Annotated in this window: 19 protein-coding genes and 1 pseudogene; 12 read left to right on the forward strand and 8 right to left on the reverse strand. The window is 71.4% G+C overall.

Annotated elements, in window-relative coordinates; translation table 11 throughout:
* Positions 1-26 precede the first annotated feature (26 nt).
* Positions 27-776, reverse strand: coding sequence for a GntR family transcriptional regulator (locus ABZV94_RS02775; protein ID WP_356336451.1), 750 nt, complete (start codon positions 774-776; stop codon positions 27-29).
* Between the two features lie 187 nt (positions 777-963).
* On the opposite strand from ABZV94_RS02775, the gene ABZV94_RS02780 reads away from it, so the two are divergent.
* The 3 genes from ABZV94_RS02780 to ABZV94_RS02790 all read left to right on the forward strand — a co-directional run bounded on the left by ABZV94_RS02780 (position 964) and on the right by ABZV94_RS02790 (position 2058).
* A complete protein-coding gene (locus ABZV94_RS02780) occupies positions 964-1377 on the forward strand; it encodes a DUF6415 family natural product biosynthesis protein (protein ID WP_356336453.1) in 414 nt (137 codons plus the stop codon).
* 68 nt (positions 1378-1445) lie between these two features.
* Positions 1446-1805 (forward strand): hypothetical protein, encoded by a 360-nt coding sequence (locus ABZV94_RS02785; RefSeq protein ID WP_356336455.1) that lies wholly within the window; start codon positions 1446-1448, stop codon positions 1803-1805.
* An 88-nt stretch (positions 1806-1893) separates the two neighbouring features.
* The gene (locus ABZV94_RS02790) at positions 1894-2058 is read left to right on the forward strand and encodes a hypothetical protein (RefSeq protein ID WP_356336458.1); all 165 of its coding nucleotides are present in this window, start codon (positions 1894-1896) and stop codon (positions 2056-2058) included.
* 203 nt (positions 2059-2261) lie between these two features.
* Here the strand turns inward: ABZV94_RS02790 and ABZV94_RS02795 are convergent.
* Positions 2262-2861, reverse strand: a pseudogene (locus tag ABZV94_RS02795) (ATPase, T2SS/T4P/T4SS family); the annotation flags it as partial.
* A complete protein-coding gene (gene ssd / locus ABZV94_RS02800) occupies positions 2858-3964 on the reverse strand; it encodes a septum site-determining protein Ssd (RefSeq protein WP_356336460.1) in 1107 nt (368 codons plus the stop codon). The gene ssd and the pseudogene ABZV94_RS02795, both read right to left, overlap by 4 nt.
* A 592-nt stretch (positions 3965-4556) precedes the next feature.
* Between ssd and ABZV94_RS02805 the strand changes: the two genes are divergently transcribed.
* Positions 4557-5387, forward strand: a complete 831-nt coding sequence (locus tag ABZV94_RS02805) for an HAD-IB family hydrolase (RefSeq protein ID WP_356336462.1) — start codon at positions 4557-4559, stop codon at positions 5385-5387.
* Positions 5388-5922: 535 nt separating this feature from the next.
* On the opposite strand, the gene ABZV94_RS02810 is transcribed toward ABZV94_RS02805, so the two are convergent.
* A complete protein-coding gene (locus ABZV94_RS02810) occupies positions 5923-6747 on the reverse strand; it encodes an oxidoreductase (protein WP_356336464.1) in 825 nt (274 codons plus the stop codon).
* Between the two features lie 101 nt (positions 6748-6848).
* Between ABZV94_RS02810 and ABZV94_RS02815 the strand changes: the two genes are divergently transcribed.
* The gene (locus ABZV94_RS02815; RefSeq protein ID WP_356336466.1) at positions 6849-7829 is read left to right on the forward strand and encodes an ATP-binding protein; all 981 of its coding nucleotides are present in this window, start codon (positions 6849-6851) and stop codon (positions 7827-7829) included.
* Positions 7830-7892: 63 nt separating this feature from the next.
* Here the strand turns inward: ABZV94_RS02815 and ABZV94_RS02820 are convergent, their stop codons facing one another.
* Complete coding sequence (locus ABZV94_RS02820) at positions 7893-9158, reverse strand: hypothetical protein (RefSeq protein ID WP_356336468.1); 1266 nt, start codon at positions 9156-9158, stop codon at positions 7893-7895.
* Between the two features lie 338 nt (positions 9159-9496).
* Here ABZV94_RS02820 and ABZV94_RS02825 point away from each other — a divergent pair, with 338 nt between their 5' ends.
* The 6 genes from ABZV94_RS02825 to ABZV94_RS02850 all read left to right on the forward strand — a co-directional run bounded on the left by ABZV94_RS02825 (position 9497) and on the right by ABZV94_RS02850 (position 17352).
* Positions 9497-11845, forward strand: a complete 2349-nt coding sequence (locus ABZV94_RS02825; RefSeq protein WP_356336471.1) for a SulP family inorganic anion transporter — start codon at positions 9497-9499, stop codon at positions 11843-11845.
* Positions 11846-11937: 92 nt separating this feature from the next.
* On the forward strand, positions 11938-13893 hold the full coding sequence (acs, locus tag ABZV94_RS02830) for an acetate--CoA ligase (protein WP_356336473.1): 1956 nt from the start codon (positions 11938-11940) through the stop codon (positions 13891-13893).
* 205 nt (positions 13894-14098) lie between these two features.
* Positions 14099-15523 (forward strand): Na+/H+ antiporter NhaA, encoded by a 1425-nt coding sequence (gene nhaA, locus ABZV94_RS02835; RefSeq protein ID WP_356336475.1) that lies wholly within the window; start codon positions 14099-14101, stop codon positions 15521-15523.
* A gap of 78 nt (positions 15524-15601) precedes the next feature.
* On the forward strand, positions 15602-16090 hold the full coding sequence (locus tag ABZV94_RS02840; protein WP_356336477.1) for a phage holin family protein: 489 nt from the start codon (positions 15602-15604) through the stop codon (positions 16088-16090).
* Positions 16087-17010, forward strand: a complete 924-nt coding sequence (locus ABZV94_RS02845) for an alpha/beta hydrolase (protein ID WP_356336479.1) — start codon at positions 16087-16089, stop codon at positions 17008-17010. Before ABZV94_RS02840 ends, ABZV94_RS02845 begins: the two co-directional genes overlap by 4 nt.
* 162 nt (positions 17011-17172) lie before the next feature.
* Positions 17173-17352: a hypothetical protein gene (locus tag ABZV94_RS02850; RefSeq protein ID WP_078629584.1), complete on the forward strand. Its 180-nt coding sequence runs from the start codon at positions 17173-17175 to the stop codon at positions 17350-17352.
* A 13-nt stretch (positions 17353-17365) separates the two neighbouring features.
* On the opposite strand, the gene ABZV94_RS02855 is transcribed toward ABZV94_RS02850, so the two are convergent.
* From ABZV94_RS02855 to nth, 3 genes are read right to left on the reverse strand one after another with little or no spacing between them, the layout of a single operon-like run.
* Positions 17366-18565, reverse strand: a complete 1200-nt coding sequence (locus ABZV94_RS02855; protein ID WP_356336482.1) for a MarP family serine protease — start codon at positions 18563-18565, stop codon at positions 17366-17368.
* Positions 18566-18577: 12 nt separating this feature from the next.
* Positions 18578-19273, reverse strand: a complete 696-nt coding sequence (locus ABZV94_RS02860; RefSeq protein ID WP_356336484.1) for a CoA pyrophosphatase — start codon at positions 19271-19273, stop codon at positions 18578-18580.
* Positions 19274-19328: 55 nt separating this feature from the next.
* Complete coding sequence (nth, locus tag ABZV94_RS02865) at positions 19329-20414, reverse strand: endonuclease III (protein ID WP_356336552.1); 1086 nt, start codon at positions 20412-20414, stop codon at positions 19329-19331.
* Positions 20415-20900: 486 nt separating this feature from the next.
* Between nth and ABZV94_RS02870 the strand changes: the two genes are divergently transcribed.
* Positions 20901-21575: a Crp/Fnr family transcriptional regulator gene (locus ABZV94_RS02870; protein ID WP_014674022.1), complete on the forward strand. Its 675-nt coding sequence runs from the start codon at positions 20901-20903 to the stop codon at positions 21573-21575.
* Positions 21576-21587 lie beyond the last annotated feature (12 nt).

Raw genomic sequence — 21587 nt, forward strand, 5'->3', positions numbered from 1 at the left:
GCCGCTTTCGTGCGTCCGGGAGCGGGCTACTTCGCTTCTCCAGCAGGCGCCTCGAAGGTGTACTCGTAGCCGACCGTCAGCCGGTACGGGAGACACCATTCGCCGTATTCGATGACGCCGTCTTCGTCCCACAGGCGGTGCGCGCCCGCGAGGATCGGTGAGCCGATCCGCACACCCAGGAAGTTCGCCTCCCGGGCGTCGGCGTCGCGACCGTGGATGTCGTCGCGGCCGCCCTTGATGGTGCGGCCGGTCGCCTGCTGGATCTTCAGCAGCAGTCCGGGCGCGGATCGGTTGTTGGTGGACAGCAGCTCGGGCACAGACGCCGCGAAGTGGGCCGGGTACCAGGTGACGTACAGCCCAGTGCGCTGCTGGCCCTTGCCGGTGTGCCACTGCCGCCGCACCACCTGGTCGCCGTCGTCGAGGTCGAAGAGTTCGGCCACGTACTGCGGTGGCCGGATCAGCTCGGCGACTGTGACGATGACCGTTTCGCCCTCGGCCAGGACGGAGCCGGTGCGCAGGACGCGGGTGATGCGGTCGTAGCTGGAGGGCGCCACCTCCGGGGCGTTGGCGACGAACGTGCCGCGCCGTGAGGTGGTGATGTAGCCCTCGACCTGCAACTGGTCCAGGGCCCGCCCGAGTGTGGCGACGGAGACACCCTCGGCTTTGGCGAGTTCGCGCTGAGCCGGCAGCTTCACGCCCTCCGGCAGGGCTCCGTCGAGGATGCGCCGGCGGATACGCTCGGCGACCTTCATGTAGGGGTGCTCGGGATCGGGCATGTCGTCTCCTCCGGCGTCCTAGGGCATGGCCGACTGTACTAGGACACGGGTAACTCGTAAGGATGCAGGGACGTCTGACGTCTGGTCACATGTCCTAGGACACGCTACGTTCTGACCTAGGACACGACGAGTGACCCCGGCGACCGCGTCCACGGCCCCGGGGCATGGCCGACTGCAAGGAGTCGACATGTCGCACCGTATCGCTCCCCCCGCCTCCGAGGCAGACCTGAGCCGGTGGCCACCCGACATCGAGGGAATGCGCGCCACAACCGCCCGCCTGCTCGGCCCGGACGACGCGCCCGACGCCTTCCCGCCGGCCGCCGACGAGCTGCTCACCCTCACCAGCACGCTACGCGGCCACCTGGAGCTCCTGATCCCGGAGGTCGAAGCCGTCTCTGCGAAGCTCCCGAAGGACGATATCCCCCGGTACTGCGCCCGCGCCTGCATCGGCGAGGCCCGCGGCAAGCTCACCATCCAGCCCAAGCCGGACCACGCCAGCAGGGTCTCCTACGCCCGCCGCCTGGCCCGCGTACTCAACGCCCTGTGTGACCACTACGAGACGCTCGGCAAGAGCACCGACGCCCGCGACGCGAGTGCCTAGACTGGCCGCTTCGCACGGAGAGGACCACGATGCGCCCCGAGAGTTTCGTTCCCTTTGTCATCGATTGCGTGAAGAACACGCCGGGTGTGGCCCGGGTGCAGACGCTCGCGGAAGCCGGTGACAGCAAGTACCCGTTCGGCTTCGCCGTGACCATCGGATCCAGCGAGATCCGCTGGCAGGTCACCGGCCAGCTCGCCGACGGTGAGAAGCACGACACCCCGACCGCAGAGGTCGACGGAGACCCTGCCCCGTGGACGGACAGCACCGCACAGGACGGCGGTGAAGAGTGGCTGGCCGCCGTCATCGGCCGGGCCGAGTCCTCGAAGATCGCCCGCATCCAGCAGTGGTCAGCCGGTCAGGGCACCAACCAGTCCGGGGTGACGGTGTTCTTCCACAACGGCGCCCGCGCGTTCGTGCGCCGCATCTGAGACCTCCCCTCAACCCGGCCCAAGCCGGGAGCGCTGGGGAGTCGCACCACACATCAGCACCATCCCGACAACCAAGGGAGAACTGCTCATGCGTGACCACCAGCACAACCACCGCTTCGACCCCGGCCAGTGCTCCGCCGCCTGCTCCGTGTGTGGGGCCTGGGTCGGCGCCGAGTCCGGTCAGCCGGCCGCGTGGCACCAGGCTCCCGGCTCCCGGGAGACCTGCCCCGGTAGCGGCCAGCCCGCCCAGTAGCCCCCGCACGTACAGCGCTTCGACCCCGGTCGGCACCCCGCCGACCGGGGTTTTTCGCGCTCACCTTCGATTCCAAGGCGGGAGAGAACCGCGCCGGACCGCCGCGCAAAGCCGCAGGTCAGAGGGGTGCTCACCGTCGCTCGTTCCCCCTTTCGGGCGTGATCCATTTAGTGGCGTTGCAGACACAGTTTGGGGTTGCCGCATCCGGTACCGCCGCTGACGAGGAAGGACAGCCGGGCGTCGAGCAGCGCCCTCAGGATCCGGTCGCCGCCGGGCGGCACCGTGCCGGCCGCCACGAGTTCCTCCAGGGTGAAGGCCCGGGGCCGTACCACCCGCAGGGCGAGGCAGGTGCAGCCGACGGCGACCGGGGGCAGCACCGCGTGCAGCCGGGTGCCGTCGGGCAGCCGGGCGTCCGCCCAGGGCCGGGCGTCGTCCAGCCGGCGTCCGGCCACGGCGGCCAGCCGCTGCGCGAGTCGTCGTACGGCCGCCGCGTCGGGAAAGGTCACCGGGGTCAGCTCCAGGCCCCCGCCGCGGTCCACCCAGACCCGGTCCGGGGCGGAGACCAGGACGTCGGTGACGTCCGGGTCGGCGAGCAGCGGTTCCAGCGGGCCGGTGCCGACGAGTTCGGACCGCAGGTGCGCGGCCGCGCCGAGGACTTCGGCGTCGCCGAGCACCCGGCCCTGTTCGCGCAGGGCCTGGGCCACGCGGGCGGGGGTGGGTTCGGCGCCGCTCTCGGCGAGCCGGCGGCGGACGCCGTCGAGCAGGGCCGCGCCGTCGGCCCGGTCGAGTCCGGGCAGGGTCATCGGAGGCCTCCCGATTCGACCAGCGCGCGTTCCCAGAAGTGCGCGCAGAAGCGGGCGAGCGGTCCGCGCCCGGTCGCGCCCGGCGGTTTCGCACCACCGCGCGGGCGCAGCAGTGCCGGTTCGGCGGGCACCTCGCCGGCCAGCGGCAGGCCGAGCAGCCGGGCCACCTCGTGGTCGTCAAGGCCGGGTGCGTACGGCCCGCGGACCGCCACCCGCAGGTCCCGTACGACCATGCCGACGGCGGAGGCGACGCGGCCGGCGGCCGCGACGGCCCGCAGTTCGGCCGGGACGACGAGCAGGGCCATGTCGAGCTGGGCGAGGGCCTCGGCGACCCCGTCGTCGAGGCGTCGGGGCAGGTCGACGACGACCGTGCCGCCGCGCCGCCGGGCGGCTGCCAGCACCGCCCGGACCGCGGGAGGCGGAACGGCGACACAGTCGCCGCGGTCCCAGCTGAGCACGCGCAGGGAGTGCAGCTCGGGCAGTGACTCCTCCAGGGCTCCGCCGCCGACCCGGCCCCGGGAGGCGGCGAAGGCGGGCCAGCGCAGCCCTTCGGCGCTCTCGCCGCCGAGGAGTACGTCGAGTCCGCCGCCCAGCGGATCCGCGTCCACCAGGAGGGTGCGCAGTCCCTCGCGCGCGGAGGTGACGGCGAGCGCGCAGGCGAGCGTGGACGCGCCGGCCCCGCCCCGGCCGCCGATCACGCCGACGGTGAGGGCCGGGCGGCCGATGCCCTCGGCGACATCGGCGATGCGGTCGACCAGCCACGGTTCGCCGTCGGGGAGCATCAGGACGTGGTCGGCGCCGATCTGCACGGCTCGTTTCCACACCCCCGGGTCGTCCTGGTCGCGGCCCACCAGCACCACCCCCGGCCGGCGTGCCGCCCCGCGCATCCGGTGGGCGGCGTCGTCGCCGACGAGCACGAGCGGGGCGGCGGCCCAGCCGTCGCCGGATTCCGGTACGCCGTGATGGACCTCGGGCGTGGCGCCCGCCGCCGCGCACAGCCGCAGCAGATCGTCCAGGAGAACGCCGTCCTCCGTGATGATGAGCGGCTGTCCGGGCCGGTCCGCGGGGCTGGTCGGCGGGTCGTGGGTGACGATTCCGGTCACGGGTGTTCCCCCTTCGCTGCGTGGGCCGCGCAGCCCCTGCGGCCACGCGATTCCCAAAGATGTGAAGAACCGGCGAGCGGCCTCCATATGAACGGCCGATAGGAACCGGCCATACGCGCTCCGGCTATCGGACCCGGCCGTGAACTCGCCTCGGCCGGAGTGCGCTGGAATCACGGTGCAGCGATCCGCGAAATGATGTGGATCTTGGTCGATAACTGTGGACAACCCGGAGCCTGTGAATATCTCCGTCACCCATACCGGTGACCCCCGTGCTGATCCCTGTGCGATATCCACAGCGCAGCCTGCCGATTACCCGCAGTGACGGATCATGGGCACGGCGACGGCGCGGTCACGACGGCACGAGGCGGGCCGTGAGGCCGTGGAGAGAAAGGGGAGGAGGGTGAAAACCCGTCCGGACATGCGACGACCCCCGCCGGGGGGGAGAGCGGGGGTCGTCCCCACGGCCGACTCGGGGGGGGAGGAGTCGGACCGGGTTAGCACGGTCGCGAACGATCCGTGACTTCCATGGTGTACCCGAGAGCCCTCTCAGGCAAACCCACGCGCCCCACCTTACGCCGAATGGTGGGCGCCTATGCTCAAGGGCGTGGAAAACCACTCCTTGCCCCGCGCAGCGGCCTTCTTTGACCTGGACAAGACGGTCATTGCGAAGTCCAGCACCCTCACCTTCAGCAAGTCCTTCTACCAAGGCGGGCTGATCAACCGCAGGGCCGCGCTGCGAACCGCATATGCCCAGTTCGTCTTCCTGGCCGGCGGTCTGGACCACGACCAGATGGAGCGCATGCGCGAGTATCTGTCCGCGCTGTGCCGCGGCTGGAACGTCCAGCAGGTACGGGAGATCGTCGCCGAGACCCTGCACGAGCTGATCGACCCGATCATCTACGACGAGGCCGCCTCCCTCATCGAGGAGCACCACGCGGCCGGCCGGGACGTGGTGATCGTGTCCACCTCGGGAGCCGAGGTGGTGGAGCCGATCGGGGAACTGCTGGGCGCGGACCGAGTGGTCGCCACCCGCATGGTCGTCGGTGCGGACGGCTGCTTCACCGGGGAGGTGGAGTACTACGCCTACGGCCCGACGAAGGCCGAGGCCATCAGGGAGCTGGCCGCGTCGGAGGGCTACGACCTCGACCGCTGCTACGCCTACAGCGACTCGGCGACCGATCTGCCGATGCTCCAGGCCGTCGGGCACCCGCACGCCGTGAACCCGGACCGCGCGCTGCGCCGGGAGGCGTCCGCCCGCGGGTGGCCGATCCTGGAGTTCCGCCACCCGGTGCGCCTCAAGAAGCGGCTGCCCGCGTTCTCCGTCCCGGCCCGCCCGGCGCTGGTCGCCGCGGCGGCCATAGGAGCGGCGGCGGCGACCGCCGGCCTCGTCTGGTACACGAGCCGACGCCGTGGCACCGCCTGAACAGGCGCCCGTTTCACCCTGTTTGAACCCGAAAGTAAAGAAGTGCAGGCAGGGGTTCCGCTTCCTCCCGGCTCGCGGTACAAAGAACCTAGGCCCGCGAGACCAAAGGACATCCGAGAGGATCCCCTACCACTACGCATTGGCCCCACGGACCCAGCATGAACACCGGGCACCCACGCGACGTCGACCCGTCGATTACGGGCCAGCCGCACCAGGTGACGGGCAAAGCACCCCGACCTGATGGGCGAACATCGAGGACGCTTGGTAACCCGGTGATCATGCCAGCGGCGGTACGAGCACTCGTACCGCCGCAACCCTTGTCCGGACTCCCGCCGCCCGAGGCTCCCAGCCGGCCACCGCGCTTCCCCGTCGTCAGGGACGTCCGTGTCCAGACCTTCGGCGTCCGGACCTTCCTCGGCCTGGACCTCCCATCACCCGGACCGCCCAGCCCTTCCACCGCCAGGACCTCCCACCGCCCGGACCTCCCATCGACCGGACCGCCTGGCCCTTCCGCCGCCCGGGGCCTTCGGCCTTCTCAGGCCGCGCCGCGCTGCAGCGCCTCGCAGACCGCCGTCGACTCGCGTACGCCCAGTTCGACCGCCCGGCCGCAGTGGGCGATCCAGGCCGCCATGCCCTCGGGGGTGCCGGAGACGTACCCGTCCAGAGCGGCCAGGTAGGAGGCGCGGCCCAGTTCGGCGTGGCCGACCTCGGCCGGGCAGATCGCCTTCGGGTCCAGTCCGCTGCCGATCAGCACGATCCGCTCGGCCGTACGCGCGACCAGCCCGTTGTGGGACGTGAAGGGGCGCAGCGCGAGCAGTTCGCCGTGCACCACGGCGGCCGTGACCAGCGCGGGCGCGGAGGTGCCGGCGATGATCAGGTCCGCCAGCCCCTCCAGCCGGCCCGATACCTCCCCGGCGTCCGGCAGTGGCAGCTCGACCAGCGGCTCGTCGACCGGCTCGCCCGCCAGGCGCGGCCTGCCGACCTGGTCCTCACCGCTCGCCGCGGCCACCAGGTGCAGCCGGGCCAGCACCCGCAGGGGTGACTGGCGCCAGATGGAGAGCAGCTGTCCCGCCTCCGCGGTGAGCCTCAGGGCCGCGCCCATCACGCGGGCCTCGGCGTCGACGCCGAAGTCGGTGCGGCGGCGCACCTCCTCCAGGGCCCAGTCCGCGCCGGACAGCGCCGCCGAGCCACGGGCGCCGCGCAGGGCCGCCTCGGAGGTGATCTCGTTGCTGCGACGTCGCATGACCCGGTGCCCGTAGACCCGGTCCACGGCCTTGCGCACGGACTCAACGGACTCGGCCACGCCGGGCAGCGTGCCCAGGGCCGCGAGCGGATCGGCGGTCGCGCCTGTCGTACTCATGAGTACGACACTACGCACCCCGGCGACTCACCCCACGAAGGAGTGGTCTTCTTCACTGCCTCATGGCACGTACAGCTACCACGCGACTACCCTTGGTGAACATGAAAATTGCTTTCGTCGGAAAGGGCGGCAGCGGCAAGACCACGCTCTCCTCCCTCTTCATCCGCCATCTCGTCGCCTCCGGCGCCCCGGTGGTCGCCATCGACGCGGACATCAACCAGCACCTCGGCCCCGCACTCGGCCTCGGCGAGGAGGAGACGGCGGCGCTGCCCGCCATGGGCGAACAGCTGACGCTGATCAAGGACTACCTGCGCGGCACCAACCCGCGCATCGCCTCGGCCGCGACGATGATCAAGACGACCCCGCCCGGCGAGGGTTCGCGGCTGGTCGGGGTGCGCGAGCCCAACCCGGTGTACGACGCCTGCGCGCGCCCGGTGGAACTCGACGGCGGCGCCGCCCGTTTGATGGTCACGGGCCCCTTCACGGACGCCGACCTGGGGGTCGCCTGCTACCACTCCAAGACGGGAGCGGTGGAGCTGTTCCTGAACCACCTCGTCGACGGCCCCGGCGAGTACGTCGTGGTCGACATGACGGCCGGTTCCGACTCCTTCGCCTCCGGCCTGTTCACCCGCTTCGACATGACGTTCCTCGTCGCCGAACCGACCCGGAAGGGGGTCTCCGTCTACCGCCAGTACAAGGAGTACGCCCGCGACTTCGGCGTCGCCCTCAAGGTCGTCGGCAACAAGATCCAGGACCCCGACGACCTCGACTTCCTGCGCGACGAGGTCGGGGACGACCTGCTCGTGACGGTCGGGCGCTCGGACTGGGTGCGCGCCATGGAGAAGGGCCGCCCACCCCGGTTCGCGCTCCTGGAGGAAGCCAACGCCCGCGCTCTGGACCTGCTCAAGGCCACCGTCGACGCCACCTACGAGCAGCGCGACTGGGAGCGCTACACCCGCCAGATGGTGCACTTCCACCTGAAGAACGCCGAGTCCTGGGGCAACGAGCGCACCGGGGCCGACCTGGCGGCGCAGGTCGACCCCCACTTCGTGCTCGGCGAGAGCGTGGCGACGCCGGCCTGACCCGGCCGGAGCGCGGCGCCACCGGCCTGACGTGGCCGGGGCGCGGCGGCGTCCGCCCGACCTCTACGGCTCGTCCGCCGGCGCCCCGGGCACGCCCTTGGGCGCCGGGGCCGGGCGGCCGGACAGGAAGGACTCCCAGCCCTGGCGGGGGGCCTCGCCCACCTTCAGGGTGCGCAGCTTCGCCAGGGCCCCCGGGTCCTGGGCATCGAGCCAGTCGGCCAGCTGACGGAAGGAGACACAGCGCACCTCGGGCTTGGTGCACACCTCCTTGACCACGTCCTCCACGGCGCGCATGTAGGTGCCGCCGTTCCAGGACTCGAAGTGGTTGCCGATGATGAGGGGCGCGCGGTTGCCGTCGTAGGCGCGGTAGAAGCCCTTGATGAGTCCGTCGCGCATCTGGCCGCCCCAGTAGTCGAACTTGTCGGGGTCGCCCTGGGTCTTGGTGCCGGACTGGTTGACCATGAAGTTGTAGTCCATGGTCAGCTGTTCATAGGTGTGGCCGGGGAAGGGCACCAGCTGCATCGACAGGTCCCACAGGCCGTCCTTCTTCTTGGGCCAGACCTGGTTGTCGACCCCGCTGGAGTCGTAGCGGAAGCCCAGCTGGCGGGCGGCCTTGACGAAGTTCTTCCGGCCTTCCAGGCAGGGGGTGCGGGCGCCGATCAGCTCCTTGTCGTAGTCGAAGGGCAGCGGAGCCGCCCGTTTCATGCCGGTGTTGGTCCGCCAGGACTTCACGAACTTCTTCGCCTGGGCGATCTCGCTCTTCCACTCCTCCACCGACCAGGTGCCGACCCCGCCGTCGGGCCCGCAGAAGTGGCCGTTGAAGTGGGTGCCGATCTCGTTGCCCTCCAGCCAGGCCAGCCGCACCTGTTCGAGGGTGTCGGTGATGCCCTGCTCGTCGTTGAAGCCGATGTCGGAGCGGCCCGGGGCGTGCTGCGGGGGTTTGTACAGGTCGCGCTTCTCCTCCGGCAGGAGGTACACGCCGCTGAGGAAGTACGTCATGGTCGCGTTGTTCTCCTTGGCGACCTCGCGGAAGTGCGAGAACAGCTTCTGGCTGTCCTCGCCCGCGCCGTCCCAGGAGAACACGACGAACTGCGGGGGCTTCTGACCCGGGCTCATCCGCTCGGGCCGGGGCAGATGCGGCTGGGACCCCGTGTAGGCGGTGGAACCGTCGCCGATCAGCCGGAGCACGCTGCCCGGCGCCGGCGCCCCCTGCCCCGGGCCGGGCGCCCCTTCCTTCGTGCCGCTGGAGTCGGTCGCACAACCGGCGAACGACGCCGCACAGGCCGCGGCGACCATGGCGCCGACGGCGATCCTCTGGGTGGCGGCCATGTTCCGCCCACCTTCTTCCTTCTCTCAGGCACACGCTGGCGAGGGCCTTTTTCTGGTGATGTGCCGGGCTCGTACCGGCAGCGCCGTCAAGGTCGCACGAGAGCGAGAAGGAATTAGTACGACAAGCCGATCAAATGCTCACTTCACTCCAGCGGGCGATCTTCCACCCCATTTGCCCCATAAAGCTATGCTTTGGCTTTACTTGGGATTACGGTTCTTTTACCGATCATTGATCCATCCCGCCGCTGTACGCCGTGACCCACGGCCGCGACCGAGCCCGCCCATCGCCGCGGGCCCCACCCAGTCCGCGACCGCGCCGCCCCGGAGGAGACGGGAACATGTCCGCCTGCGCACCCCCTCACACCCCGCACCCCCAACCGCCGCACAACCCCGTACCGACCCGCCGCCGCTTCCCCGTCGCGGGCGCCGACCTGTCCGCGGCCGTCGCGGTCTTCCTGATCGCCCTGCCGCTCTCCCTCGGTATCGCCCTGGCCACCGGCGCCCCGCTCCAGGCCGGCCTCGTCGCCGCCGCGGTCGGCGGAATCGTCGTCGGACGGCTGGGCGGCTGCCCCCTCCAGGTCAGCGGACCCGCCGCCGGACTGACGGTGGTCACCGCCGACCTGATCCACCGTTACGGCTGGCGGGTCACCTGCGGCATCACCGTCCTGGCCGGCCTCGCCCAACTCGGGCTCGGCTGCCTGCGGGTGGCGCGCGGCGCGCTCGCGGTCAGTCCGGCCGTGGTGCACGGCATGCTGGCCGGCATCGGCATCACCATCGCCGTGGCCCAGCTGCACATCGTCCTCGGCGGCAGCCCGGACAGCTCCGTCCTCGCCAATCTGCGAGCGCTGCCCGCCCAGTTGGCCGGCCTCGATCCGGCCGCCGTGTCGATGAGCGTGCTCACCCTGGCCCTGCTGCTGGCCTGGCCCCGCCTGCCCGGCCGTGCCGGCCGGCTGCTGCGCAAGGTGCCGGCCGCCCTCGTCGCCGTCACCGGAGCCGCCGCCACCGCCGCCCTCACGGGCCTGAGCCTCCCCCGGGTCGAGCTGCCGTCCTGGCACAGCCACGCCCTGGCCGGACTGCCCGAGGGCCCGGCGCTCGGCCTGGTGGCCGCGGTGCTCACCACCACCCTGGTGTGCAGCGTGCAGTCGCTGCTCGGCGCGGTGGCCGTGGACAAGCTGGTCGCCGCCCGCACCGGCCCGCAGTCCCGCGTCGGCCGCTCCGACCTGGACCGGGAGCTGCTCGGCCAGGGCGCCGCCAATATCGTCTCCGGAGCCCTCGGCGGGCTGCCGATCGCGGGGGTGGCGGTGCGCAGTACCGCGAACGTGAATTCAGGTGCCGTCAGCCGGAACTCCACGATGGTGCACGGCGTTCTCGTAGTAGTCGCCGCGCTGCTGATGGTCCCCGTCCTGGAGGAGATCCCGCTCGCCTCCCTCGCCGCCCTGGTGATGGCCGTCGGCATCCAGATGGTGTCCCTGCACCACATCCGCACGGTGACGCGCCACCGCGAAGTGCCGGTCTACGCCGCGACCACACTCGGCGTGGTGTTCCTCGGCGTCCTGCAAGGCGTGTTCCTCGGGGTCGCCGTGGCGGTCGCCGTCGCCCTGCACCGCCTCGCCCGCACCCGCATCACCCACCACGAGAAGGAAGGAGTCCATCACGTACGCGTCCGAGGCCAGCTGACGTTCCTCGCGGTGCCCCGGCTCAGCCGAACCCTGCATCTCGTACCCCAAGGCGCCCACGCCGTCGTGGAGTTGGACGGTTCGTTCATGGACCACGCGGCGTACGAGTCGCTGCAGGACTGGCGCAGCTCCCACATCGCACGGGGAGGCACGGCCGAGCTCGCGGGCCGGCGCGACGGGATCCGGACCGCCGAGCAGACCCCGGCCACCGAGTGCCGGTGCGGCCCCTGGACCCCCTGGCGCAACCACCAGGCCTGCTTCGCCGCGGCCCCGGCCGTTCCGGAAGGGCCGGGGGCCGGCCGGGAGCTGGCCCGTGGCATCAGCTCGTTCCAGCGGAACACCGCGCCGCTGGTGCGGGAGGAGCTGGCGCGGCTCGCCCGGGAGGGCCAGCGGCCCTCCCAGCTCTTCCTGACCTGCGCCGACTCCCGGCTCGTCACATCGATGATCACCGCAAGCGGTCCCGGTGACCTGTTCGTCGTCCGCAACGTCGGCAACCTGGTGCCGCCGCCGGGCGAGGAGCACGGCGACGACTCGGTGGCCGCGGCCATCGAGTACGCGGTGGACGTGCTCGGGGTGCGTTCCATCACCGTGTGCGGGCACTCCGGGTGCGGGGCGATGCAGGCGCTGCTGACCACGGGGGCCGGCCAGGGGGACAGCACCCCGCTCCAGCGGTGGCTGCGGCACGGGCTGCCGAGCCTGGCGCGGACGGCCGGCGATCACCCCGAGCGGCCCCGGCTGGCCGGCCGGGAGCCCGCGGACACGGTGGAGTTGCTGTGCCTGGCGAACGTCGTCCAGCAGCTGGCTCATCTGAGGGAGCACGCCTCGGTGGCCCGGGCGCTGGCCGAGGGGGCACTGGAACTGCACGGCATGTATTTCCACGTGGGCGAGGCCCAGGCCTATCTGCTCGCGGGGACGGATGAGGGAACGGTGTTCGAGGACGTCGCGGGAGGCATCGGCGGAGGTGAGGAGGCTGAGGAAGCGGTGCCGGTCACGAGCCACGGACAGGTCTAAACCAATTTTTCCGTCGACCCTTGTCATCGGACCCCCGCGTCTGATGAGCTGTGGCCTGGGACACAACGGACACCCTTCGAAAGGGAGATGTCGTGAGCAACGAGAGCCTGGCCAACCTGCTCAAGGAAGAACGCAGGTTCGCGCCCCCCGCCGACCTGGCCGCGCACGCCAACGTCACCGCGGAGGCGTATGAACAGGCCAAGGCTGACAGGCTCGGCTTCTGGGCCGAGCAGGCCCGCCGGCTGACCTGGGCCAAGGAACCGACCGAGACGCTGGACTGGTCGAACCCTCCGTTCGCGAAGTGGTTCAAGGACGGCGAGCTGAACGTCGCCTACAACTGTGTGGACCGGCATGTGGAGGCCGGGCACGGGGACCGCGTCGCCATCCACTTCGAGGGGGAGCCCGGCGACAGCCGCGCGATCACCTACGCGGAGCTGAAGGACGAGGTCTCCAAGGCCGCCAACGCCCTGCTCGAGCTGGGCGTGCGCAAGGGCGACCGCGTCGCCATCTACATGCCGATGATCCCGGAGACCGCGATCGCGATGCTGGCCTCGGCCCGGATCGGCGCCGCGCACTCGGTCGTCTTCGGCGGCTTCTCGGCGGACGCGCTCGCGACCCGGATCAAGGACGCGGACGCCAAGGTGATCATCACGGCCGACGGCGGCTACCGGCGCGGCAAGCCGTCCGCGCTCAAGCCGGCGGTGGACGAGGCGATCGGCAAGGTGGACAACGTCGAGCACGTGCTCGTGGTCCGCCGCACCGGCCAGGAGGTGGCCTGGACCGAGGGCCGGGACGTGTGGTGGGACGACCTCGTCGGGCGCCAGTCGGCCGAGCACACCCCGGAGGCGTTCGAGGCCGAGCACCCGCTGTTCATCCTCTACACCTCCGGCACGACCGGGAAGCCGAAGGGCATCCTGCACACCTCCGGCGGCTACCTCACCCAGACGGCCTACACCCACTGGGCGGTCTTCGACCTGAAGCCGGAGACGGACGTGTACTGGTGCACGGCCGACGTCGGCTGGGTGACCGGGCATTCGTACATCGTGTACGGCCCGCTGGCCAACGGCGCGACGCAGGTGATGTACGAGGGCACGCCGGACACCCCGCACCAGGGCCGGTTCTGGGAGATCGTGCAGAAGTACAAGGTCACGATCCTCTACACGGCGCCGACCGCGATCCGGACGTTCATGAAGTGGGGCGACGACATCCCCGCCAAGTTCGACCTGTCCTCCCTGCGCGTCCTCGGCTCGGTGGGCGAGCCCATCAACCCCGAGGCGTGGATCTGGTACCGCAAGCACATCGGCGCCGACCGGACACCGGTCGTGGACACCTGGTGGCAGACCGAGACCGGCGCCATGATGATCTCGCCGCTGCCCGGCGTCACCGAGGCCAAGCCCGGTTCGGCGCAGCGCCCGCTGCCCGGCATCAGCGCGACCGTCGTCGACGACGAGGCGAACGAGGTGCCCGACGGCGGCGGTGGCTACCTGGTGCTGACCGAGCCGTGGCCGTCGATGCTGCGCACCATCTGGGGCGACGACCAGCGGTTCCTCGACACCTACTGGTCCCGCTTCGAGGGCAAGTACTTCGCCGGTGACGGCGCGAAGAAGGACGACGACGGGGACATCTGGCTGCTGGGCCGGGTGGACGACGTGATGCTCGTCTCCGGGCACAACATCTCCACCACCGAGGTGGAGTCGGCGCTCGTCTCGCACCCGTCGGTCGCCGAGGCCGCCGTCGTCGGTGCCGCCGACGAGACCACCGGCCAGGCCATCGTCGCGTTCGTCATCCTGCGCGGCACGGCCTCGGAGAACGAGACGCTCATCGGCGAGCTGCGCGACCACGTCGGCGCCACGCTCGGCCCGATCGCCAAGCCCAAGCGGATCCTGCCGGTGGCGGAGCTGCCGAAGACCCGCTCCGGCAAGATCATGCGCCGCCTGCTGCGGGACGTCGCCGAGAACCGCCAGCTCGGTGACGTGACCACGCTGACGGACTCCACCGTCATGGACCTCATCCAGGCAAAGCTGCCCGCGGCGCCCAGCGAGGACTGAGCGGACCGGGAGGAGTGAGCGGCACCCCGGGGGGCACCCGGCCGGCGAACGTGCCGGGTGCCCCCCGGGTGGCTACGGTGAGGATCACAGGACCCGGACGCGCGGCACCTTAGATAAACTAAACAAAGTGCCGTGGGAAGCGGCACGCCAGATGCGCCGGGAAGTCTGGTCGGCATGTGAGTCCCGCCTGCCCCGGAGGTCTCCCGTGACCGCGCCCCGCACCCGCCCCCGCAAGGCCCTCGGCCGCCTGTCGCTGCCCGAGCGGTCCTTCGTCGCGGACGCGCTGCGCACCGAGACCGTCGGCGGTGTCCTGCTGCTCCTCGCCGCCGTGGCCGCGCTCATCTGGGCGAACGTGCCGGGCATCCACCACAGCTACGAGACCGTCAGCCACTTCCACGCCGGCCCCGAAGCCCTCGGCCTGAACCTCTCCGTCGCCCACTGGGCCGCCGACGGCCTGCTCGCCGTGTTCTTCTTCGTCGCCGGCATCGAGCTCAAGCGCGAGCTGGTCGCCGGCGATCTGCGCGACCCCAGGGCGGCCGTGCTGCCCGTGGCGGCGGCGCTGTGCGGGATGGCCGTACCGGCACTCGTCTACACCCTCACCGCCGTCGCCGGGCACGGCTCCCCGCAGGGCTGGGCGGTGCCCACCGCCACCGACATCGCCTTCGCGCTCGCCGTCCTCGCGGTCATCGGCACCTCGCTGCCCAGCGCCCTGCGCGCCTTCCTGCTCACCCTCGCGGTCGTCGACGACCTCTTCGCCATCCTGATCATCGCGGTCTTCTTCACCGGCCGGCTGAACTTCGCCGCCCTCGGCGGGGCCGCCGTCGGCCTCGCGCTCTTCTGGCTGCTGCTGCGCAAGGGCGTACGCGGCTGGTACGTGTACGTGCCGCTCGGCGTCGTCGTCTGGGCGCTGATGTACAACAGCGGCGTGCACGCCACCATCGCCGGCGTGGCGATGGGCCTGATGCTGCGCTGCACCACCCGGGAGGGTGAGGAGCGCTCGCCGGCCGAGCGTGTCGAGCATCTGGTGCGGCCCCTGTCCGCAGGGCTCGCCGTACCGCTGTTCGCGCTGTTCAGCGCCGGTGTGCCGATATCCGGCGGGGCGCTCGGGGACGTGTTCACAAGGCCCGAGACGCTCGGTGTGGTGCTCGGTCTGGTCGTGGGCAAGACGGCCGGCATCTTCGGCGGCACCTGGCTGACCGTCCGCTTCACCCGCGCACGGCTCAGCGAGGAACTGGCGTGGGCCGACGTCTTCGCGGTGGCGTCGCTCGCCGGGATCGGCTTCACGGTCTCGCTGCTCATCGGCGAGCTGGCCTTCGAGGGCGACACCGTCCTGACCGACGAGGTGAAGGCGGCCGTCCTCACCGGGTCGCTGATCGCCGCGGCGTGCGCCACGGTGCTGCTGAAGCTGCGCAACGCCAGGTACCGCAGGCTGTGCGAGGAGGAGGAGCGCGACGAGGACCGCGACGGCGTCCCGGACGTCTACGAGCAGGACGACCCGGCGTACCACCTCCGGATGGCCGAGATCCACGAGCGCAAGGCCGCCGAACACCGCCGGCTCGCCGCCGAAGCGCGCCACGGGCTTCGGGAAGTACCGGGCGGGGCAGGCGAGGAGGACGGCCGTCCGGCATGATCTGACGAGACGGTACAAATCAAGACGGTACGCAAGACGGTACGTAAGACCCACGAGAGACCTCTGAGGGAGAACGCGATGAGCGCACCCGACGGCAGCCCGGTCGGCGCCGAACGCAGCATCGGCCAGCTGTTCGCCTCGGCGACGACCGAATTGTCGGCGCTGGTGCACGACGAGATCGCGCTGGCCAAGGCCCAGCTCAAACAGGACGTGAAGCGCGGCGCGGTGAGCGGCGGCGCCTTCTCCTTGGCGGGCGCGGTACTGGTGTTCTCCCTGCCGATGCTCAACTTCGCCCTGGCCTACGGCATCCGCACCTGGAGCCACTGGAACCTGGCGATCTGCTTCGTGCTGTCCTTCGCGGCCAACGTGCTGGTCGCCGGCCTCCTCGCCCTCATCGGCACGGTGTTCGCGAAGAAGGCCAAGAAGGGCCAGGGCCCGCAGAAGGTGGCGGCCTCGATGAAGCAGTCGGCGGGCGTCCTGCAGAACGCCAAGCCGCACCCGCGTCCGGAGCTGCCCGAGGACCGCGCTCCCGCGGCGATCGAGGCTGTGGCACGCTCGTCGTCATGACGGACCCCGCCGCTCCCTCGGCCGTACGGATCGAAGGTCCCTGGAGCCACAGGGACGTCGCCGCGAACGGCGCGCGCTTCCACATCGCCGAACTCGGTGACGGCCCGCTGGTCCTGCTCCTGCACGGCTTCCCGCAGTTCTGGTGGACGTGGCGGCACCAGCTGACCGCGCTCGCCGACGCGGGCTACCGGGCGGTGGCGATGGATCTGCGGGGCGTCGGCGGCAGCGACCGCACGCCCCGCGGGTACGACCCGGCCAACCTCGCGCTGGACGTCACCGGGGTGATCCGCTCGCTGGGTGAGCCGGACGCCGCGCTGGTCGGCCACGACCTCGGCGGCTATCTGGCGTGGACGGCGGCGGCCATGCGGCCCAAACTCGTGCGGCGCCTGGCCGTGGCGTCCATGCCGCATCCGCGGCGCTGGCGCGCGGCGATGCTGCGGGACGCCCGGCAGACGGCCGCCAACTCCTACATCTGGGGGTTCCAGCGGCCCTGGATCCCCGAGCGCCAACTCACCGCGGACGAGGGCGCGCTGACGGGCCGGCTGATCCGCGACTGGTCCGGGCCGCGGCCGCCGGAGGACGCGGCCGTGGAGACGTACCAGCGGGCCATGTGCATCCCGTCCACCGCGCACTGCGCGATCGAGCCGTACCGCTGGCTGGTGCGTTCGCTGGCCCGGCCGGACGGTGTGCAGTTCTACCGCCGGATGAAGCGGCCGGTGCGGGTGCCGACGCTGCATCTGCACGGCTCGCTGGACCCGGTCACCCGGACGCGCAGCGCGGCCGGTTCGGGCGAGTACGTCGAAGCGCCGTACCGCTGGCGGCTGTTCGACGGGCTCGGCCACTTCCCGCACGAGGAGGACCCGGCGGCGTTCTCCACCGAACTGATCAACTGGCTCAAGGACCCCGAACCCGACCGGTGAGGTGTCGGGCGCCCGTTCGGTGACCGTGGGGTGAAGGTCCGATGCGTGGAGTATCCGATTTCCTGAACAGTTGTCCCCCGAACGGCCACATGCCTGCCGCATAGGCCAATTGGGGGGCGCGCAGGCGGTTATCGACCTTGGGGCGGGGGCACACGTCGGGGTATGGGCTGGACGCACGACTACAGTGACGCACCCCGCAACCGCCGCTCGGCCACGGGCCTGAGCACGCCTCAGCGAGGCACCCCGCAACTCGCGGAAGCGGACCTGCGGGTGGGGATCCCACGCATCCTGCGCCGCCGGGCCCGCTGGGTCTCGGTGCGCCTGCGTCACCCGCGGGGCTGAACGCGCCGCGGCCCTACAGGGCGCAGCTGTCCGTACCCACCTGCTCGTTCGCCGTACGCCCCCGCTGGATGTCGGCCTGGATCTCGTCCGCCGTCAGGGCGTAGCCGGTGTCCGCGTCGTCGAGGGACTTGGCGAACACCACGCCGTACACCTTGCCGTCCGGAGTGAGCAGCGGGCCGCCGGAGTTGCCCTGGCGGACGGTGGCGTACAGGGAGTAGACGTCGCGGCGGACCGTGCCGCGGTGGTAGATGTCGGGGCCGTTCGCGGTGATGCGCCCGCGCACCCGCGCGGCACGCACGTCGTACGACCCGTTCTCGGGGAAGCCCGCGACGATCGCGCCGTCACCCCCGGTCGCGTCCTGCGAGGTGAACCGCAGGGCGGTCGCCTTGAGGTCGGGTACGTCGAGTACGGCGATGTCGCGCTTCCAGTCGTACAGCACGACCCTCGCGTCGTACCTGCGGCCCTCTCCGCCTATCTGCACGCGCGGCGCGTCGACCCCGCCGACGACGTGCGCGTTGGTCATCACCCGGCGGTCGGCGAAGACGAACCCGCTGCCCTCCAGGACCTTGCCGCAGCTCTGGGCGGTCCCGGTGACCTTGACGATGGAGCGCTGGGCGCGGAAGGCGACCGGGCTGCTCTCCAGGGCCGGGTCGGGCGGCTGCACGTCCTTGATCGGCTCGTTGGAGAAGGGGCTGAAGACCTGCGGGAAGCCGTTCTGCGCGAGCACGGAGGAGAAGTCCGCGAACCAGGTGTCGGCCTGCGCGGGCAGCGCCCGGGAGACCCCGAGGAGCACCTTGGAGCCGCGGACCTCCCTGCCGAGCGTCGGCAGCGTCGTACCGGCCAGGGCGGAGCCGATCAGCCAGGCGACCAGGAGCATCGCGACGACGTTGACCAGGGCGCCGCCGGTGGCGTCCAGGGCGCGCGCCGGGGACCAGGTGATGTGCCGGCGCAGCTTGTTGCCGAGATGGGTGGTCAGGGCCTGGCCCACGGAGGCACAGACGATCACGACGACCACGGCCACGACGGCGGCGGTGGTGCTGACCTCCGCCTTGCCGGTCACGGCGTCCCAGATGACGGGCAGCGCGTACACGGCGACCAGGCCGCCGCCCAGGAATCCGATCACCGACAGGATGCCGACGACGAAGCCCTGGCGGTAGCCCACCACCGCGAACCACACGGCCGCGACCAGCAGCAGGATGTCCAGCACGTTCACGGGATCACCCTGTCATGCGTGCCAGTCGAGCGGGACCTGCTTGCTGCGGTCCCAGGGGCGCTCCCAGCCCGCGAAGTGGAGCAGGCGGTCGATCACTCCGGCGGTGAACCCCCACACCAGGGCCGATTCGACCAGGAATGCCGGGCCGCTGTGGCCACGGGGGTGGACGGCGGTGGCGCGGTGAGCGGGGTCCGTGAGATCGGCCACGGGGACGGTGAAGACCCGCGCGGTCTCGTTCGGGTCGACGACACCGACCGGGCTGGGCTTGCGCCACCAGCCCAGCACGGGCGTGACGACGAAGCCGCTGACCGGGATGTACAGCCTCGGCAGCACGCCGAAGAGCTGCACGCCGGAGGGGTCGAGCCCGGTCTCCTCCTCGGCCTCGCGCAGCGCGGCCCGCAGGGGGCCCTCGCCCTGCGGATCGCCGTCCTCCGGATCCAGCGCGCCGCCCGGGAACGACGGCTGCCCGGCGTGGGAGCGCAGCGAGCCCGCGCGCTCCATGAGCAGCAGCTCCGGGCCGCGCTCCCCCTCGCCGAACAGGATCAGCACGGCCGACTGCCGCCCCGAGCCGTTCTCCGGCGGCAGGAAGCGGCTCAGCTGGAGCGGCTGGATCGTCTCGGCTGCGCGCACGACGGGCTCCAGCCAGTCCGGAAGCCCTTCCCTGCTGAGCGCCACCGGACCGCCCTCTGTGTCGCTTGCCCTCGTCATCGCCACCCCCGTCGCTCTGCCCTCTCCAACGACCCGAGGCCCCGAGATCGTTCCGTCACGCGGCCCCCAGCGGCGGCGCCGGGGTGCCGCCCGCGTCGAGGTAGGCCTGCGGGGGCTTCAGCCGCTGCCCGGGGAAGCCGCCCTTCTCGTACTTCAGCAGCTTCTTCGCCTTCTCCGGGTCGGTCTCGCCCTCGCCGTAGGCCGGGCAGAGCGGGGCGATCGGGCAGGCGCCGCAGGCGGGCTTGCGGGCGTGGCAGATACGGCGGCCGTGCCAGATCACGTGGTGGGACAGGTCGGTCCAGTCGCTCTTCGGGAAGAGCGCGCCGACGGCGGCCTCGATCTTGTCGGGGTCGGTCTCGTCGGTCCACCGCCAGCGCCGGACCAGCCGCTGGAAGTGGGTGTCCACGGTGATCCCCGGCCGGCCGAAGGCGTTGCCGAGGACGACGAACGCGGTCTTGCGGCCCACGCCGGGCAGCGTGACCAGTTCCTCCAGCGTGCCGGGCACCTCGCCGCCGAAGTTCTCGACGAGCGCCTTGGAGAGCCCTATGACCGACTTGGTCTTGGCCCGGAAGAAGCCGCAGGGGCGCAGGATCTCCTCGACCTCCTCCGGGTTGGCGGCGGCGAGGTCCTCGGGGGTCGGGTACTTGGCGAAGAGCCCGGGGGTGGTCTGGTTGACGCGCAGATCGGTGGTCTGGGCCGACAGCACGGTGGCGACGAGCATCTGGAAGGGGTTCTCGAAATCCAGCTCCGGGTGGGCGTACGGGTACACCTCGGCCAGCTCGCGGTTGATCCGGCGGGCGCGGCGGACCAGGGCGGTGGGGGACTCGCCGGACGGGGACGCGACGGCGATCTTCTTGACGGGGGCGGCCTTCTTGGCGGGCTTCTCGACGGACACGGCCCTCTTCACGACGGCGGCCTTCTTCATGGCCGGGGTCTTCTTGGCCGCGGGGGCCTTCTTGGCCGCGGGGGCCTTCTTGGCCGCGGGGGCCTTCTTGGCCGCGGGGGCCTTCTCGACGGCCGCGGTCTTCTTCGCGACGGGTGTCTTCTTGGCTGCGGGGGTCTTCTTCGCGGCGGGGGTCTTCTTCGCGGCGGGCGTCTTCTCGACCGCGGTTGCCTTCTTCGCGGCGGGCGTCCTCTTCACGGCAGGCGCCTTCTTCGCGGCGGGCGTCTTCTGCGCGGTCGGCGCCGTCTCTCCCGAAGGCGTCTCGTTCGCGTCCGGCACCCTCTCCGCGTCCGTCGCCTCGGTGGCGGCCGGCGCCTTCCCCGCGCCGGAGGTGCGCTTCACGGAGGCGGCAGCCTTTTTAGCCGATTTGCCTGTTTTATTACTTCCACCGGGATCCTGTTCGCCCACAGCGGAATCATGCCGTGCAACCACCCGCCCAGCCCCCTTGCCCTGTGCTCTCACCGGCGATTTGGACACCCGGCCAGCCTAAAGCCCGGCACGGACATCCGCCCCGGAGCCCGCTGAGCGGCCCCCGATCGGACCCCTGGCGCTTACCCCGGGACACCTGTGCGGCATCCTTGTGACAGATCACACTGTTTGGACCGTCCGGCAAAATGGGGAACACGGTCCCCTGGCACTCGGGGGAGCAAGATCCTCTGAGCAGGTCGACAAGGAGAGAACTCAGTGGACGACGTTCTGCGGCGCAACCCGCTCTTCGCGGCTCTCGACGACGAGCAGGCCGCGGAGCTTCGCGCCTCCATGAGTGAGGTGACCCTCGCACGCGGCGACTCCCTGTTCCACGAGGGTGACCCCGGGGACCGGCTGTACGTCGTCACCGAGGGCAAGGTCAAGCTGCACCGGACCTCCCCCGACGGCCGCGAGAACATGCTCGCCGTCGTCGGCCCCGGCGAGCTGATCGGCGAGCTGTCGCTGTTCGACCCGGGCCCCCGTACGGCCACCGCGACCGCGCTGACCGAGGTCAAGCTGCTCGGTCTCGGCCACGGCGACCTCCAGCCCTGGCTGAACGCCCGGCCCGAGGTCGCCGGCGCCCTGCTGCGCGCCGTCGCCCGCCGTCTGCGCAAGACCAACGACGCCATGTCCGACCTGGTCTTCTCCGACGTTCCCGGCCGCGTGGCGCGCGCCCTGCTGGACCTCTCCCGCCGCTTCGGCGTGCAGTCCGAGGAGGGCATCCACGTCGTCCACGACCTCACCCAGGAGGAGCTGGCCCAGCTGGTCGGCGCCTCCCGCGAGACCGTGAACAAGGCGCTGGCGGACTTCGCCCAGCGCGGCTGGCTCCGCCTGGAGGCGCGGGCCGTGATCCTGCTGGACGTCGAGAGGCTGGCGAAGCGGTCGCGCTGACGCGGGTCCCGG

This window comes from Streptomyces sp. NPDC004658 (assembly GCF_040609555.1).
In the GTDB taxonomy this organism is placed as follows: Bacteria; Actinomycetota; Actinomycetes; order Streptomycetales; family Streptomycetaceae; genus Streptomyces.

Coding starts and splice junctions, on each gene's coding strand:
- ABZV94_RS02820 (WP_356336468.1), bottom strand. CDS start 9,158: ATGGCCGCCACCCAGAGGATCGCCGTCGGCGCCATGGTCGCCGCGGCC.
- ABZV94_RS02860 (WP_356336484.1), bottom strand. CDS start 19,273: ATGACGAGGGCAAGCGACACAGAGGGCGGTCCGGTGGCGCTCAGCAGG.
- ABZV94_RS02780 (WP_356336453.1), top strand. CDS start 964: ATGTCGCACCGTATCGCTCCCCCCGCCTCCGAGGCAGACCTGAGCCGG.
- ABZV94_RS02790 (WP_356336458.1), top strand. CDS start 1,894: ATGCGTGACCACCAGCACAACCACCGCTTCGACCCCGGCCAGTGCTCC.
- ABZV94_RS02825 (WP_356336471.1), top strand. CDS start 9,497: ATGTCCGCCTGCGCACCCCCTCACACCCCGCACCCCCAACCGCCGCAC.
- ABZV94_RS02815 (WP_356336466.1), top strand. CDS start 6,849: ATGAAAATTGCTTTCGTCGGAAAGGGCGGCAGCGGCAAGACCACGCTC.
- ABZV94_RS02810 (WP_356336464.1), bottom strand. CDS start 6,747: ATGAGTACGACAGGCGCGACCGCCGATCCGCTCGCGGCCCTGGGCACG.
- ABZV94_RS02840 (WP_356336477.1), top strand. CDS start 15,602: ATGAGCGCACCCGACGGCAGCCCGGTCGGCGCCGAACGCAGCATCGGC.
- ABZV94_RS02850 (WP_078629584.1), top strand. CDS start 17,173: ATGGGCTGGACGCACGACTACAGTGACGCACCCCGCAACCGCCGCTCG.
- ABZV94_RS02805 (WP_356336462.1), top strand. CDS start 4,557: ATGCTCAAGGGCGTGGAAAACCACTCCTTGCCCCGCGCAGCGGCCTTC.
- ABZV94_RS02845 (WP_356336479.1), top strand. CDS start 16,087: ATGACGGACCCCGCCGCTCCCTCGGCCGTACGGATCGAAGGTCCCTGG.
- ABZV94_RS02775 (WP_356336451.1), bottom strand. CDS start 776: ATGCCCGATCCCGAGCACCCCTACATGAAGGTCGCCGAGCGTATCCGC.